Source organism: Arthrobacter ruber (genome assembly GCF_002954225.1).
Classification (GTDB): Bacteria; Actinomycetota; Actinomycetes; order Actinomycetales; family Micrococcaceae; genus Arthrobacter_D; species Arthrobacter_D ruber.
This window is the reverse complement of sequence record NZ_PPTH01000016.1, coordinates 20592-34395: the sequence shown is the minus strand read 5'-3', so window position 1 is coordinate 34395 and position 13804 is coordinate 20592. Positions and strand designations below refer to the sequence as shown.

At 71.0% G+C, this 13804-nt stretch carries 14 protein-coding genes and 1 riboswitch; of the genes, 3 read left to right on the top strand and 11 right to left on the bottom strand.

Annotated features, from left to right (window positions below; genetic code table 11):
- Positions 1–164 precede the first annotated feature (164 nt).
- The 4 genes from CI785_RS17645 to CI785_RS08675 form a co-directional block, all read right to left on the bottom strand.
- Complete coding sequence (locus CI785_RS17645) at positions 165–287, bottom strand: hypothetical protein (RefSeq protein WP_276308019.1); 123 nt, start codon at positions 285–287, stop codon at positions 165–167.
- Positions 288–477: 190 nt separating this feature from the next.
- Positions 478–1083: a GNAT family N-acetyltransferase gene (locus CI785_RS08685; RefSeq protein ID WP_105031712.1), complete on the bottom strand. Its 606-nt coding sequence runs from the start codon at positions 1081–1083 to the stop codon at positions 478–480.
- Between the two features lie 29 nt (positions 1084–1112).
- Positions 1113–2246: an FAD-dependent oxidoreductase gene (locus tag CI785_RS08680; RefSeq protein WP_105031711.1), complete on the bottom strand. Its 1134-nt coding sequence runs from the start codon at positions 2244–2246 to the stop codon at positions 1113–1115.
- Between the two features lie 121 nt (positions 2247–2367).
- Positions 2368–3123 (bottom strand): GAF and ANTAR domain-containing protein, encoded by a 756-nt coding sequence (locus CI785_RS08675; RefSeq protein ID WP_105031710.1) that lies wholly within the window; start codon positions 3121–3123, stop codon positions 2368–2370.
- Positions 3124–3414: 291 nt separating this feature from the next.
- Here CI785_RS08675 and CI785_RS08670 point away from each other — a divergent pair, with 291 nt between their 5' ends.
- Entirely contained in the window at positions 3415–4308 is an 894-nt protein-coding gene (locus tag CI785_RS08670) for a GAF domain-containing protein (RefSeq protein ID WP_157940211.1), read from the top strand.
- A 15-nt stretch (positions 4309–4323) separates the two neighbouring features.
- Here CI785_RS08670 and pabB read toward each other — a convergent pair whose 3' ends face one another.
- From pabB to CI785_RS08645, 5 genes are all read right to left on the bottom strand, one after another.
- Positions 4324–6435 (bottom strand): aminodeoxychorismate synthase component I, encoded by a 2112-nt coding sequence (gene pabB, locus CI785_RS08665; protein ID WP_240615097.1) that lies wholly within the window; start codon positions 6433–6435, stop codon positions 4324–4326.
- A gap of 3 nt (positions 6436–6438) precedes the next feature.
- A complete protein-coding gene (locus CI785_RS08660; RefSeq protein WP_105031708.1) occupies positions 6439–7056 on the bottom strand; it encodes a LysE family transporter in 618 nt (205 codons plus the stop codon).
- 23 nt (positions 7057–7079) lie between these two features.
- The gene (locus CI785_RS08655; protein WP_105031707.1) at positions 7080–7589 is read right to left on the bottom strand and encodes a low molecular weight protein-tyrosine-phosphatase; all 510 of its coding nucleotides are present in this window, start codon (positions 7587–7589) and stop codon (positions 7080–7082) included.
- Between the two features lie 66 nt (positions 7590–7655).
- Positions 7656–8453 (bottom strand): methyltransferase domain-containing protein, encoded by a 798-nt coding sequence (locus CI785_RS08650; protein ID WP_105031706.1) that lies wholly within the window; start codon positions 8451–8453, stop codon positions 7656–7658.
- 29 nt (positions 8454–8482) lie between these two features.
- Complete coding sequence (locus CI785_RS08645) at positions 8483–8953, bottom strand: MarR family winged helix-turn-helix transcriptional regulator (protein WP_105031705.1); 471 nt, start codon at positions 8951–8953, stop codon at positions 8483–8485.
- Between the two features lie 100 nt (positions 8954–9053).
- On the opposite strand from CI785_RS08645, the gene CI785_RS08640 reads away from it, so the two are divergent.
- Entirely contained in the window at positions 9054–11204 is a 2151-nt protein-coding gene (locus tag CI785_RS08640; protein ID WP_105031704.1) for an MMPL family transporter, read from the top strand.
- Between the two features lie 105 nt (positions 11205–11309).
- Positions 11310–11756 (top strand): hypothetical protein, encoded by a 447-nt coding sequence (locus CI785_RS08635; protein WP_157940210.1) that lies wholly within the window; start codon positions 11310–11312, stop codon positions 11754–11756.
- Positions 11757–11771: 15 nt separating this feature from the next.
- Here CI785_RS08635 and CI785_RS08630 read toward each other — a convergent pair whose 3' ends face one another.
- Entirely contained in the window at positions 11772–12587 is an 816-nt protein-coding gene (locus CI785_RS08630) for a response regulator transcription factor (protein ID WP_240615096.1), read from the bottom strand.
- 122 nt (positions 12588–12709) lie between these two features.
- Positions 12710–12784, bottom strand: a riboswitch (cyclic di-GMP riboswitch).
- A 99-nt stretch (positions 12785–12883) separates the two neighbouring features.
- Positions 12884–13786: an ArgP/LysG family DNA-binding transcriptional regulator gene (locus CI785_RS08625; RefSeq protein WP_105031701.1), complete on the bottom strand. Its 903-nt coding sequence runs from the start codon at positions 13784–13786 to the stop codon at positions 12884–12886.
- Positions 13787–13804: the final 18 nt, after the last annotated feature.

The following is a 13804-nucleotide window of genomic DNA, read 5'->3' as shown; positions in this document are numbered from 1 at the left end:
ACAGCAAGGGGTATCTGCACCGTCGTTGCTGCAGGGGCGGGGAGCCCTGCGGCAATTGTGAACGGTAACAAATGGTTGGTCAAGGGAATCGCGTCATTCCGGTAGTACCCCGGAAGACATGGGGGAGGCCGGACCGCGGCGGGCCCGGCCTCCGTGGGGATCGGTTACTTCTGGTCGTCCTTGCCGTCGACGGCGTCCTTGGCCTTGTCCTTGGCCTGGTCCACCTTCTCCGGATGGTCCTGTGCAGCATCCTTGGCCTTGTCGGCCATTCCACCAATGTCCGCCATGAAGACTTCTTTCCGTCGAACCGGTCCGCGGCCCGCCGTGGCTGCCGCGCTCTGACCCCTCCATGCTCCACCCGCCCGGGAATGCGGGGAACGTGGGAGGACGGCGGAGCGGGAGGTTGACAAACGCATCCGACCGGATCCCCGTGCGGGCCCCGCCGGGTGCTGCACCCGCCTGTGGGGGAGGGTCCGCTCAGGAGTGGATCCTCATCCTGTGGAGGAGGTTCTCGCGCACCATCGGCCACTCGTGGGCGAGGATCGAGTAGACGACGGTGTCGCGCAGTTCCCCGCTCCTGGTGCGGCTGTGGCTCCTGAGCACCCCGTCCTGCTTCGCGCCGAGTCGCTCGATGGCCTCGCGCGACTGGTGGTTCAGCCAGTGCGTGCGGAACTCCACCGCCGGGCACGCGAACACGTCGAAGGCATGGCGCAGCAGGAGGAACTTGGACTCCGTGTTGGTACCCGTCCGCTGGGCGGAGGCGGCGTTCCACGTGGAGCCGATCTCGACCCGCGGGGTGTCCTGGTCGATGTTCATGTACGTCGTCATGCCGATGATCCTGCCGGGCCCGCCGTCGGCGTCGACCAGGCGCGTGGTGAAGGGCAGCATCGAGCCTTTCTCCTGCAGGCCCATCCGGCGGTCGATCTCCTGTCGCATGCCCTCGGGCGTCGGCACGGACGTGTACCAGAGGTTCCACAGCTCGCCGTCGCGTGCGGCGGCCACGAGGCCGTCGTGGTGTGCGGGTGAGAGGGGCTCGAGGAGGACGCGGTCGCCCCGCAGGGTCGTAGGTCGCAGGGCGGTCATGCACCGACCCTAGCCGCGGACGGCGGGCACTACTGCCCGACGCGGCCGTCCGACCGGCTGGGGCGGAAACGCCCGGGGACCGACTCCCGGCCCTCCACGAGCGCGAGGACGAGTTCGCCGAGCAGCGGCGCGAACTTCGCGCCGTGGCCGGAGCAGGCGGACACGATCGTGAGGCCGTCCTCGCGGTCGACGACGAAGTCCTCGGTGGGGGTGTTGGTGAACAGGCAGGTCGTCTCGGCGTACGGCTCGGGCACGAGGCCCGGGAGGTAGCGCTCCACATGGGAGACCACGCGCTGCCGGTTCTCCTGCGCGATCACGCCGTCCTGCCCCGAGGCCGAACGGAGCCGTCGGCCACCGTTGTACTCCGCCACCTTCTGGCCCGACCAGCCGGCGTCGCGACCGCCCGGCAGGCCGTACACCACCATGTCCTTCGTCTTGTGAATGAAGGTAGGCCATCCATCGCCTTCGTCCGCATACGGGAAGTGGTAGGCCTGCTCCTGCCTGACCTCCAGGGGAGGCAGTGCCCCGACGAAGGCCCGGGGCAGGTCCATGGTCCTCAGGAGGTCGGGGAGCCAGCCGCCCGCGGCCACGACGACCTCCTCCACGTCCACGTGGCGACCGTCCGCGCCCCGGACGCGGTAGCCCCGGGTGCCGCTGCGCTGCACCGCGACGACGCGCCACCCCTTCTCGAGCATGGCTCCGTGGGACGCCGCCCGGTCGAGCATGGCTAGCACCGCGGATTCGGCGTCGAGCACCCCGGCGCCGGGGTGCCACAGCACCGAGGTCTCGAACTCCCGGCCCCAGCGGGCAGTCGCTCCGGCGGCGCCGAGGAGTTCGTGGTCGATGCCCGCCGCCGCGAGGATGCGCGCGAAACCCTCCGGATCGTGGCCCTCGCCGTGGTCGAGCGCACCGGTGCGCGTGAGGAGGGCGGCGCCGCAGGCGCTCTCCAGCTCGGCCCATCCCCGTGCCGCCTCACGGACCAGGTCGACGTACAGTCGCTCGGCGTAGGCGTAGCGGAAGATGCGCGCCGAGCCGTGCGAGCTGCCGCGGGGGTGGGCCGGGGTGTCCTGCTCCAGGACGGCGACGTCGTGCCCGGCCTGCGCCAGCCGCCAGGCAGCGGAGGACCCGGCAAGACCGGCGCCGATCACGGCGATGCTCGTCATAGCGGCACTCCTTCACGATTCCTTCGCCGGCCGTCCTGGTGGAGCTTACGAGCGGACACCCGACCGATCCGCGAACGGGAGGGAGGGGTGCCCGTCCGTCGAGCCGGCCGGGGGTCCGGCGTCAGTAGTCGAAGTGGGTGGCGACGGGCTCGGTCTGGCCGACCGACTCGAGTATGTCGGCGGCCAGGAGCCGCAGCTTCGTGTTGCGGGTCGACGACGCCCGCCGGAGGATGGCGAACGCCTCCTTCTGGGTGCACCTGTTCTGGGCCATGATCGCGCCGACGGCGGTGTCGATCGTGGTGCGGGCGGTCATCGCGGCCTGGAGGTTCTGGGTGTCCTCGGTGAGTTTCGCGATCCGCACGGCCAGCCTCAGGGACCGCGAGGCGTCGCGGGCCAGGCCCTCGGCCACGGCGATGCCCTTGTCGTCGAAGATGTCCGGGGTGGTGGAGTAGAAGTCGAGTCCTGCGCTGGCTCCGTCCTGGAGCCGGATCGGGATGCCGAGGGCCGAGCGCAGGCCGTAGGACGCGATCGCCTCGCGGTACTCCGGGAAGCGCTCCTCCGTGAGGAAGTCACGGATGTGCACGGTCTCGCCGGTGCGCGCGGCGCGCAGGCAGGGGCCGTCGTCGAACCCGTACTGCACCTCGTCGACCTCGCGGGCGCGGTCGCTGCTGCTGGCCACCGTGACCATCGAGCGTGGGCGCAGGAGGGTCACCCCGCAGAACACCTCGCCGTAGGGTCCGGTGAAGGCCCGGGAGGCGACCGTGGCCAGTCCGGCGAGGAAGTCCTGGACGTCCTCGCTCTCGAGGACCATGTCCTGCAGTAGGGCCGTGACAGGGTCCCGCTCCTTCTCGGAGGCCAGTTCGTTCTCGTCCGGCATGGGAGCACCTGTCCGTTCATCGCACATCAGAGGGAGGGCTCACTGTTGAACCACGGGAAGCGGCACCGCGAGGGCGGGACCATGTCCTAGAACTATACGGCCGGGTATCGCCACCCGCCTGTTCGCGGGGCAGTCGCGGACCATGCCCAGTCGCCGCCCCCTGTCCACCCCTCCCGTGTCCGCGTGGTCCGCGTACGGGAAGTACCCTGCAGGTCCTACGATGGACGGCAGCCGGGGCAGCTGATGGTGGATCGTCCCGAGACAGCAAGTGAACGGGATGAGGAACCAGCAGTGACTGATGCGTACCTCCAGCAATGGACCGCCCTGGAAGCGGTGAGGGTGGCGGGTCTGCGCTCCGAACAGGTGCTGGCCGGCTACACCGCGTTGGGCGGCAGCCACGACGTCTTCGACGTCACGGGGTACCTGCGCGGGCTGACCCGCCTGCCGGCGCAGGACCGCAATCTGATCGCCGACGCCATCAACGAACTCATCGACGCCACCGGTTCCATGGCCGACGGCGCGCACTACAGCACCGACGAGGCGGCGTTCGCGTCCGGGTTCGAGGAGTACCTCCGGCCGCTGACCACGAATCCCGACGGCTACGGCTTCGATCGGCGCGCGCTGCGCCCCGATGCCCAGACGGTGGGCGGGACGGGGACGCAGCTGGCGCGCACGTCGTCCGGACCGAGGGACGGTACCGACATCACGGACAACGCGGAGGTCCGGCGTCTGCAGGCCCTGTACCTGTCGGGCATGCTGGATTTCGGTGCCGAGGAACGGTTCGATGCGCTCACCGTCCGGACCCGGGACCGGTTCGGCGTCAGTTCGTCCTCGATCGCCTTCATCGCCGAGGACCGGCAGGTGATCAAGTCCCTGGCCGGCCCCATCGGTCAGGATCTGCCCCTCGAGCTCTCCCTGTGCGCGGTGACGGTGAAGGCGGAGCGCACCCTGGTGATCCCCGATGCGACCCGGGACCCCTTGTACCGGGACCATCCCCTTGTCACCGGGGGCCCGAAAGTGCGCATGTATGCCGGGCACCCGCTGTCCACCATGGACGGATGGCGCATCGGCTCGCTGTGCGTCATGGATGACAGGCCGCGACGGTTCACGGAGGAGGACGCCGCGGACCTGCGGACCCTCGCGCGGCTCGTCCAGGACGAGATGTGGCGGGGCTCGATCAGCTGACGCGGGCCTGCCGGTTCAGGAGCCGACTCGGATGTCGGCCGGGAACGCGGCACCCAGCGCCGTGAGGACGCCGCGCGCCTTCGTGCGTACCTCGTCCCACTCCTCCTCGGGCACGGAATCGGCCGTGATCGCGCCGCCCACGCCGAGGGTCAGGCGGGTGCCGTCGTCGTCGTCCTCGAGCACGAGGGTGCGGATGACGACGGCGAGGTCGCTGGCGCCCGTGAGGGCGAGGTAGCCCGCGGCGCCCGAGTAGGGTCCGCGCGGAGCCCGCTCCAGGCCGTCGAGGATGGCCATGGTGCTGATCTTCGGCGCTCCGGTCATCGAGCCGGCGGGGAACGCGGACGCGACGACGCCCGCCCGCGCGCTTCCGGGGCGGAGCCGGGCGTCGATGGTGCTGACCATCTGGTGCACCGTGGCGTACGTCTCGATGGCGCACAGGCGGCTGACCGTGACCGAGCCGGGTACGGCGTGGTGGGAGAGGTCGTTGCGCAGGAGGTCCACGATCATGATGTTCTCCGCGCGGTCCTTCGCCGACGTCCTGAGGTCCTCGCGCAGGGCTGCGTCCGCAGCCGGGTCCGCCGAACGGCCCCGCGTCCCCTTGATCGGTTCGGCCCGCATGCGCCCGTCGGCGGTGATCCTCAGGAAGCGCTCGGGTGAGCTGCTCGCGACCGCGAACCCCGGGAAGCGCAGGAAGTGCGCGAACGGTGCGGGACTGCCCGCGCGCAGGCGCAGGTACGCGGCCAGCGGATCGAGCCGGTCCCCGCGCCCGGTGCGCGCCGACAGCGACGTCGTCAGGCACACCTCGTAGGTGTTGCCGTCGGCGATCTCCGCCTGGGCGCGCCGGATCTTCGCCAGGTACCCGGCACGTGTGTCCCGCACTGCGAAGTGCGGTACGGGCAGCGGGGGCGACGGCGGGACGGGACCGGGCGCCACGACGGCCTCACGGGCCCGAACCAGCCAGGCGTCGCGCTCGGGGTCGGGCCTGCCGTCCGAGAGCGTCAGCAGGAAGGCGGCGCCCTCGAGGTGGTCGAGGACCACGGCGCGGCCCGCGAAGATGAGGGCGGCCTCGGGCAGGCGGCCCGCAGGGGTGTCCGAGCCGCCCGTCTCGCGTTTCAGTTCGTAGCCGAGGTAGCCCAGCCAGCCCAGGCCGAACCCGCACGCCAGGCCGTCGGGTACACGCACGGCCCGCCGCCCCCAGACGTCGTCGAGCCAGCGGAAGAAGGGCTCGCGGATCCTCGTGGTCACGGGCCCCGCACCGACCTCCAGCACGCCGCCCCGGTAGAGCGCCACCTGCCCGAAGGCGCCGCCGGCATCGGCCATGATGCTGAAACGGTTGCGCCCGTCGGCGAGCAGGCCGGTGGGCGGGTTCGTCGGGGCGTCGGAGCTGTCGAGCCAGGCGGCCGCCGGTGCCTCCCCGTACAGCGAGGAGAACAGCGCGGCCGGATCCGGGACGGCCTCGACACGCTCGCAGTCCAGCGCGAGTCCGCGCCGCCCCGCGCGCTCAGGAGCCAGCAGGACCGCGCAGGAGGGCAGCCCGGTGAGGGCGAGGCGCACGGCCTGGGGTGACGGGGGTCCGCGGTGGCCCTGCACCACGACGTCGGCGGCGGCACCGGGATGGTCCCCTGCCAGCCAGCGCTCCTCCTGTGCCGCCCAGCGCTGCCAGAACGGCGCATAGGCGTCGCCGTCGCGCTCGATCGCCGTCCGCCGCCTGATCCCGGCGTCGGCCTCGACCCAGATGACGGCGTCGAGCGAGGCGCGCGCTGCTGCCGCGGCCGCCCCCACCCCTTCCAGGAGCACGATCTCCGTCACCGGCGTCGTGCGCGCCGGGCCGTCGTGTTCCCGACCCCAGTCCCAGGCGTTCCAGTGCGCCGTGCGCCCTGCCCGCAAAGGGGTGAGGACCCGCTCCACGTAGCGGGCGATGCCGGCGTCGAGCCCGTCCCACCCCGGGTAGATGTCCTCGAGGTGGAAGAGGCCCACGCTGTGGTGTTCGCGCAGGAGGGCCGCGAGCTCGACGGCGAGGGTCGTCTTCCCGGCGCCGGAGCGGCCGTCGATCGCGATGAGCAGGGGAGCCCCGCGCGATGCGGCGTCGGGTGCGGTGGTGGAGGAGATGCCGGGAGCGTCGGGCACGGGTCAGCCCAGGGCGAGCAGGGCGCCGACGCCCACGAACAGCGAACCGAAGGTGCGGTTGAGGATGGTCTGTCCGCGCTCGTCCTCGGTGAAGCGGCGGAACGAGCGTGCCGTACCCGCGTAGAAGAACCACATGACGAGGACGTCGATCACGATCACGGTCGCGGCCAGCACGCCGTACTGGCTCAGCAGGGGATCCTCGGGACGGATGAACTGGGGGATGAGCGCGAGGAAGAACACGATCGCCTTCGGGTTGAGCAGGTTCACCCAGACACCCCGGCGGAACATCGACGAGGCTCCCTCGCTGACCTGCAGGGCGCGGACCTCGCTGTGCTCGGGCTTCGCGAGGAACTTCCGCACCCCGAGGTACACGAGGTAGGCGGCGCCGGTGTAGCGGATGAGGTCGAAGGCGAGGGGCGAGTTCGCGACGAGGAGGCCCACGCCCGCCCCGGCGATGCCGATGTGGACCAGCAGTGCCGCCTGCTGCCCCAGGATGCCCCAGATGGAGCGGCGGAACCCGACCGTCAGCGCGTTGCTCATGGTGTTCACGGCTCCTGCACCCGGCATGAAGCTGATGAGCGTCTGTGCGCCGAGCAGCGCAAGCCAGAGGGAGGGATTCACCCGTTCATGGTATGCGCCGTGGGTCAGGGCTCCGAACCGTCGGCATCGAGCTCGTTGCGGACGTACTTGACGACGCCGTCCACCGCGCCGTCCACCATCGCCCAGGTCGCCTCGAAATCGCTGGCGTCGCCGTACCAGGGGTCGTAGATGCCGAGGTGCTCGAGGTCCGTGTCCGTGGTCGTGGGGTCGAACTCGCGCAGGAGGTGGATCTTCTCGCGGGCGTCGTCGTCGGGCGCGTTCGTGCGCAGGAATCCGTAGTGGTCCAGGTCGAGGGCGAGGATGAGGTCACGCTCGCCGTACCACTCCTGCTCGAACCGGCGTGCACGGTGTCCGTGGCTGTCGATGCCGAGTTCGGTCAGTTTCGCGGCGGCCCGCTCGTCGATCGGCCGCCCGGCCTCCCAGTCCGTGGTGCCCGCGGAGTCGACGGCGACGTCGCCGCCCATGCCCGCGTCCGCGAAGGCGCGGGCCAGCATGAGTTCGGCCATGGGGGAGCGGCAGATGTTCCCGGTGCAGACGGTGACGATGCGGTACATCACGCCAGCCTAGCTGCGGTGCCCGTCCGGGGTCGGGTGGACGCCGTCGGGCTGCCGGTCGAAGGGTCAGGCTCGCGCGAGGATCTCCACGCTCGGCACCAGGAACACGCCGTCGTCCATCCGCGACCACCTGCGCCACCCCTCGGCGAGGCGGTCCAGGGTCTGCTGGTCGGCGAGGCCGCGCTCCAGGGTCTGTCCGGCGAAGGCCGAGTGCAGCACGCGCTGGGCCCAGGACTCGGCATGGACGCGGCGGTCCTCGGCCGTGGCGTAGACCCAGCTGGTCGAGGACACCTCGATGTCCGCGAACCCCGCAGCCGCCGCCCAGCCGGGAAGCCTGCGCCCGGCGTCGGGCTCGCCGCCGTTGCCCCGTGCAAGCGTCCCGTAGAGCTCCCGCCACTCGTCGAGCTCGTCGACCGCGGGAAACCACGTCATGGCGCCGAAGTCCGCCTCGCGGGCCGCGACGATCCCGCCGGGGCGCACGACGCGGCGCATCTCGCGCAGCGCGGCCACCGGGTCCGCCAGGTGCTGCAGGAGCTGGTGCGCATGCACGACGTCGAAGGACTCGTCCGGTGCGTCGAGGTCGTAGACGTTGCCCACGCGGAACGCGGCGTTGGCGAGGTCCGCATGGGTCTCCGCCGCCTGCGCGATGACGTCCGCCGAACTGTCGATCCCCACCACCGAGCCCGGGGCCACGAGGTCGGCGAATCCGGCGGTGATGCTCCCGGGGCCACAGCCGACGTCGAGCACGTCGAGGCCGGCTTCGAGGAGAGGCTCGAGGTAGGCGGCCGACGACGCGACGGTGCGCGCCGCGTGCGCCGTCGTGACGCTCGGGTGGTGTCCGTGGGAGTAGACCTCGCTGTTCATGCTCCGAAGGCTAACCGGCGGCGTCGTCCTCAGCCAGCATCCACGTCGTCCAGCGCCACATCACGGGCGGCCACGGTGGCGTCGGTGACGTCCTGCAGCATGTCCCGCAGGAGCGCCAGCTGCTCCTCGGAGTACCGGTCGAAGACGGCGTCGATGTGCCGGGCGAGAGGGGCGAACAGCATCGCCCCCGTGGAGCGTGCCTTCTCCGTCATCTCGAGGTGCACCTGCCGCCGGTCGACGTCGCTGCGACGCCTCGTGACGTGGCCGGCCGAACCGAGACGGTCCACGAGCGCGGTGGTGGCCGGTGAGCTGAGGTTCAGTTCCTCCCGCAGCAGGCCCGGAGTGACGGTGAGACCCGCGCGGGCGGCGCCCATCATGATGCTCAGCGCATGGAGATCGGTGCGGTAGAGGCTGTCCCGCTCGCTGACGGTGTCGACGTAGCGGTCCGTCTCGACCGTGAACTGCCGCAGCAGTGCCATGAGTTCTTCCCTCGCGGCCATGGGTCCTCGCCTTCTTTCCCCTCCAGTTTAGGCCGGTTATGATTATCTCCACCATAGATATACTTTATTGCAGAGATACCTTCGAGAGGGCAGGAACGTCATGAGGAACAGATGGTTGAGGGTGTTGCTGCCCGCGGTCGTCGTGCTGGTCTGGCTGGTCGGTGCCGCGGTGGGCGGTCCCACCTTCGGTCGGCTCGAGGAGGTCTCGAGCAACGACCAGGCATCGTTCCTGCCCAGGAGCGCCGAGTCGACGGCGGCGGGCGAGTTGCAGCAGCGCTTCAGCGACTCCGACGCCATCCCGGCGGTGATCGTAGCCGAGTCGGACGCGGCCATCGACCCGCGGGACCTCGGTCCCTACGCCGACCTCGGTGCGACGCTCGGGCAGGTCGAGGGGCTCGAGCCACCCGCCGAGGGTGCGCCGGCCGTCGCAGGGCCCATCCCCTCCGAGGACGGCTTCGCGGTGCAGTACATCGCCTTCGTCTCCTCGGACGCCGAACTCGCCGAGGTGGTCGGCGAACTGCGCACGGTGCTGACGGACGAGCTCCCCGACGGCGTGAGCGGGTACGTCACAGGACCCGCCGGATTCACCAACGACCTCGTGGACGCGTTCGGTGGGATCGACGGCATCCTGCTCGGTGTGGCACTCGGCGCGGTGTTCCTGATCCTGCTCGCGGTCTACCGCTCCGTCGTGCTGCCGTTCCTCGTCCTCCTGACCTCGGTGTTCGCACTCTCGACGTCGATCCTGCTCGTCTTCTGGCTCGCGAAGCTCGACTGGATCCAGCTCAGCGGGCAGAGCCAGGGGATCCTCTCGATCCTCGTGATCGGTGCGGCGACCGACTACGCGCTGCTGCTCGTCGCCCGGTTCCGGGAGGCGCTCGCCGAGCACGGGACCCGATGGGAGGCCATGCGCGTGGCGTACCGCGGCGCCGTGGAGCCGATCGTCGCCTCCGGTGCCACGGTGATCCTCGGCCTGCTGTGCCTGCTCTTCTCCGACCTCAACTCGAACAAGAGCCTGGGGCCCATCGCCGCGATCGGCATCGTCTTCTCGCTCGGAGCGGCGCTCTCCCTCCTGCCCGCCTTCCTGCTGCTCTTCGGCAGGGCAGCGTTCTGGCCGCTGGTCCCGCGCTACAACCCGGAACTCGCCACCGTCGTCCCTCCTCATCACGGCAGGCACGCCGCCCCGACGGCGTCCGGCCCGGAGACCGGGCTCGAGCGGCTCAGGGGGATCTGGCGGAGCGTGGCCCTGCTGGTGGCCCGTCGCCCGCGGGTCCTCTGGGTCGTGTCCCTGCTCGTCCTCGTGGCCGGGGCGCTCGGGCTGACCCAGCTCCAGGCAAGCGGCGTCCCGCAGTCGGCCCTGATCCTCGCGCCCTCCAACGCCGTCGACGGCCAGGAGGCACTGGGCCGGCACTTCGACGCCGGATCCGGCAGCCCGGTCTACGTCGTGGCGCCGGAGGCGGACCGGGAGACGGCATTTGACACCGTCACCGCGCAGGAGGGGATCTCGGAGGCGGCCCTGACCGCCGACCCCACCGGCGCCGCCGTCGTCGAGGACGGTCGCGTGCTCATCAGCGGGACGCTGGCGTACCAGGCCGACTCCGGCCAGGCGGAGGACGTGGTCCGCGACCTGAGGGCCGCGCTCGACGACGCCAGCCCGGATTCGCTCGTGGGCGGCGTCACGGCGGTGGCGGTGGACACGAACGACACCGCGCTCGCCGACCTGGTGAAGATCATCCCCATCGTCCTCGCCGTCATCCTCGTGGTCCTCATCATCCTGCTGCGCTCGGTCGTGGCGCCGGTGCTCCTCGTGGCCAGCGTGGCGCTCTCGAACGCGACCGCGCTCGGGGTGTCGGCGCTGGTGTTCAACAACGTCTTCGGGTTCGAGGGCGCGGATGCGTCGGTGCCGCTCTTCGCGTTCGTGTTCCTCGTGGCGCTGGGCGTGGACTACAACATCTTCCTGATGACCCGGGTGCGCGAGGAGTCCCTGCGCATCGGCACCCGGCCGGGGATCCTGCGCGGACTCGGGGTCACCGGCGGTGTCATCACCTCGGCGGGGGTGGTCCTGGCCGCGACCTTCGCCGCGCTGGGGGTCATCCCGATCCTGTTCCTCGCGCAGATCGCCTTCATCGTGGCGTTCGGCGTGCTGCTGGACACCGTGCTGGTGCGGTCGCTGCTGATCCCCGCGCTGGCCTACGACATCGGGCCGGGGATCTGGTGGCCGTCACCGCTCGGGAAAGTGGCGTCCCCGCGGTAGCCCGCTCATCCCGCCGTCGAGCACGAACCGCCGACCTTCCGCAAGCTTTGCGCAAGAACATCCGGGTACCGCGCCCGGCAGCGGACCCGTCACTAATCTTGGACTGTGCCCACCCCATCCACGCCGCCGCGTCCTGACCAGGACCACGGTACGGTGCCCCTCCACGACGCCGTCCGGGTCCCGGACGCGCCAGGAAGGGCGGCGCAGCTCCTCGACCCGGACGTCCTCCGGGACATGAGGCGCGATTTCTCGGACCCCTCGGTGGTGGAGCGCTTCGCGCGCGACTTCTGCGATTCGCTGGCGGGGAAGATCGACCGGCTCGACGGCCGGCTCCAGGACGACGACGCGATGGGGGCCGAGGACGCCGTGCTCAGCGTGACGACGTCCGCCACGATGGTGGGCGCCGTACGTCTCGCCCAGGCGGCAGGTGCCACGCAGCGATCGATCAGGGCCGGCAGCCTCGAGGACGCCCGGCGCTCGGTGGCGCGTCTCCGCGCGTGCGCAGCCGACACCGTGTCCGCGTTCCAGGACAGCCGCCCCGAACACCGCTGACCGGGGGCGGGCGGCTCAGCGCGAGGTGGTGCCCTGCGGCATGATCCGGAATCCGACCCCGCGCACGGTGATGATCAGATCCGGGTCCCCCATGGTGCGGGCCAGCTTCTGGCGGAGGTTCGCGATGTGCACCTCGATGGCGCGTTCGTCGGTGCGGCTCACGAAGTTGTATCCGCGGTAGTCCTTGCCCCGCGAGACGCGTACCAGCTCCTCCTTCGTCCGGACGGCGCCGTTGCTGCGCAGGAGTTCGTGGAGCAGGTTGAACTCGGTCTTAGTGAGCGGCAACTCGATACCGGAACAACTCGCCGTGCGCGCCTCGCCGTCCACCACGAGAGCGCCGTTGCGCAGGAGGGTGTCGGAGGCCTGCCGACGGTCGGGGACGGACGGAGCGACCACCGTCACGGGCACCGCGGACCGGCCCGACGGATGCTGTGCCATCTGCCCGGCGCGGGGCCTGCGGAGCATCGCGTCGATGCGTGCCCGGAGCTCGCGGGGACGGAACGGTTTCAGGACGTAGTCGTCCGCGCCGGCCTGGAGGGCGGTCAGGATGTCCAGTTCGTCCGCGCGGCCGCTCAGGACGATCACGTAGCAGTCCGTGGTCGAGCGGATCCTCCGCAGGACCTCGTACCCGTCGATGTCGGGCAGCCCGATGTCCAGGGTCACCACGGTCGGGTGTTCCCGACGCACGACGTCGACGCCCTCGCGACCGGTGGCCGCGCCGGTGACCTGGAAGCCTCCCTGCTCCAGGATGGCGGAGACCAGGTTGCGGATGTCGAGGTCGTCCTCGATCACGACGGCCGCCCGGACGTCCATGGGCGCAGGGCTATTCATGGCGTGTTACCCCGTGATGGTGCTGCGTGCCCGCAGGGGCCTGCTCGAGGACGATCCGTCCGACCGGTGCGGGGGCTGTATGGAATTGAGGCGTCCTTGGCATACTGCGTGGACCTCTTCTGTTCGGCGGCCCGGCTGACCGCATGGGTCCCGTGGCTTTGCGTCCCCGGCTCGCACCGGGTTTGCCTTTGTCGACGAGCGGTTGCCCGCCCGACGATATTAGCAACCCCCGGTGACACCGCAGCGACCAACGGCCCGGCGCGGTTCGGCGTGGCGTTCCTCCGCGGCTGCGGAGGTCACCGCGGCGCCGCATCGGGCTGCCGGAGGATGGCTGCATGATGGCGTACCGCGTCACTGACGGCGGACAGCGCTGTCGAGCCGTGACGCCACTGCTGCCAGTACAGCGGCACGTCCACGTGGCCGCCCGGTTCGAGGGCCTCGAAGGCCCGGCGGTCGGCCTCGCCCCTCAGCTCCAGTTCGGAGACGAGCCCCCAGCCCATGCCGAGCCGGATGGCGTCGATGAACTCCTGGGCCGCGGGGACGTAGTGGCGCGGCGGGTCGAGGGTACGACGCGAGCGCGAGCGGAGGTACCGGTCCTGCAGGTCGTCCTTCCGGTCGAAGACGATCACGGGGGCGACACCGAGCTGCTCCGTCGTCGCACCGTCCCGGAACCAGGTCCGGCGGAACTCCCGTGTGCACACCGGGACGTAGCGCATGATCCCGAGCGGATGGGACGAGCACCCCCGGACTGCGGCGGCGACCGACGTGATGGCGGCCGCCGCCGCACCGCTGCGGAGCAGGTCGAGCGAGTGCTCCTGGTCCTCGCGCAACACCTCGATCTGCAGCGTGCCGGCAACCGTGGCCAGGGCGGGCAGCGCCCAGGTATGGAGCGAATCGCCATTGATGACGATCGTGATGCGCCGGCGCCCGCCCTGGTCGCCCGGCTCGAGGTCCGCCGCGAGGTCCGCGGCCAGCAGGTCGAACTGCCGGGCGAAGCGGACCACGGCCTGACCGGCCTGCGTGGGGCGCAGGGGCCGTGTCCGGGTGATGACGGGACGACCGACGGCGGCCTCCAGTGCGCGGATACGCTGGCTGACCGCCGAAGGGGTGATCGCGAGGGCCGCTGCCGCTGCCTCGAAGCTTCCGGCGCTCACGATCGCGGCGAGTGCCTCGGCGTGTGCCGGGTCGACGTGCCTCATGAGCAATTCTTACCATGC

Bases quoted from the DNA above. Each gene is read 5' to 3' on its own strand.
- CI785_RS08625 (WP_105031701.1), bottom strand. From the start codon at position 13,786: ATGAGGCACGTCGACCCGGCACACGCCGAGGCACTCGCCGCGATCGTG.
- CI785_RS08645 (WP_105031705.1), bottom strand. From the start codon at position 8,953: ATGGCCGCGAGGGAAGAACTCATGGCACTGCTGCGGCAGTTCACGGTC.
- CI785_RS08650 (WP_105031706.1), bottom strand. From the start codon at position 8,453: ATGAACAGCGAGGTCTACTCCCACGGACACCACCCGAGCGTCACGACG.
- CI785_RS08655 (WP_105031707.1), bottom strand. From the start codon at position 7,589: ATGTACCGCATCGTCACCGTCTGCACCGGGAACATCTGCCGCTCCCCC.
- CI785_RS08630 (WP_240615096.1), bottom strand. From the start codon at position 12,587: ATGAATAGCCCTGCGCCCATGGACGTCCGGGCGGCCGTCGTGATCGAG.
- CI785_RS17645 (WP_276308019.1), bottom strand. From the start codon at position 287: ATGGCGGACATTGGTGGAATGGCCGACAAGGCCAAGGATGCTGCACAG.
- CI785_RS08685 (WP_105031712.1), bottom strand. From the start codon at position 1,083: ATGACCGCCCTGCGACCTACGACCCTGCGGGGCGACCGCGTCCTCCTC.
- CI785_RS08640 (WP_105031704.1), top strand. From the start codon at position 9,054: ATGAGGAACAGATGGTTGAGGGTGTTGCTGCCCGCGGTCGTCGTGCTG.
- CI785_RS08680 (WP_105031711.1), bottom strand. From the start codon at position 2,246: ATGACGAGCATCGCCGTGATCGGCGCCGGTCTTGCCGGGTCCTCCGCT.
- CI785_RS08675 (WP_105031710.1), bottom strand. From the start codon at position 3,123: ATGCCGGACGAGAACGAACTGGCCTCCGAGAAGGAGCGGGACCCTGTC.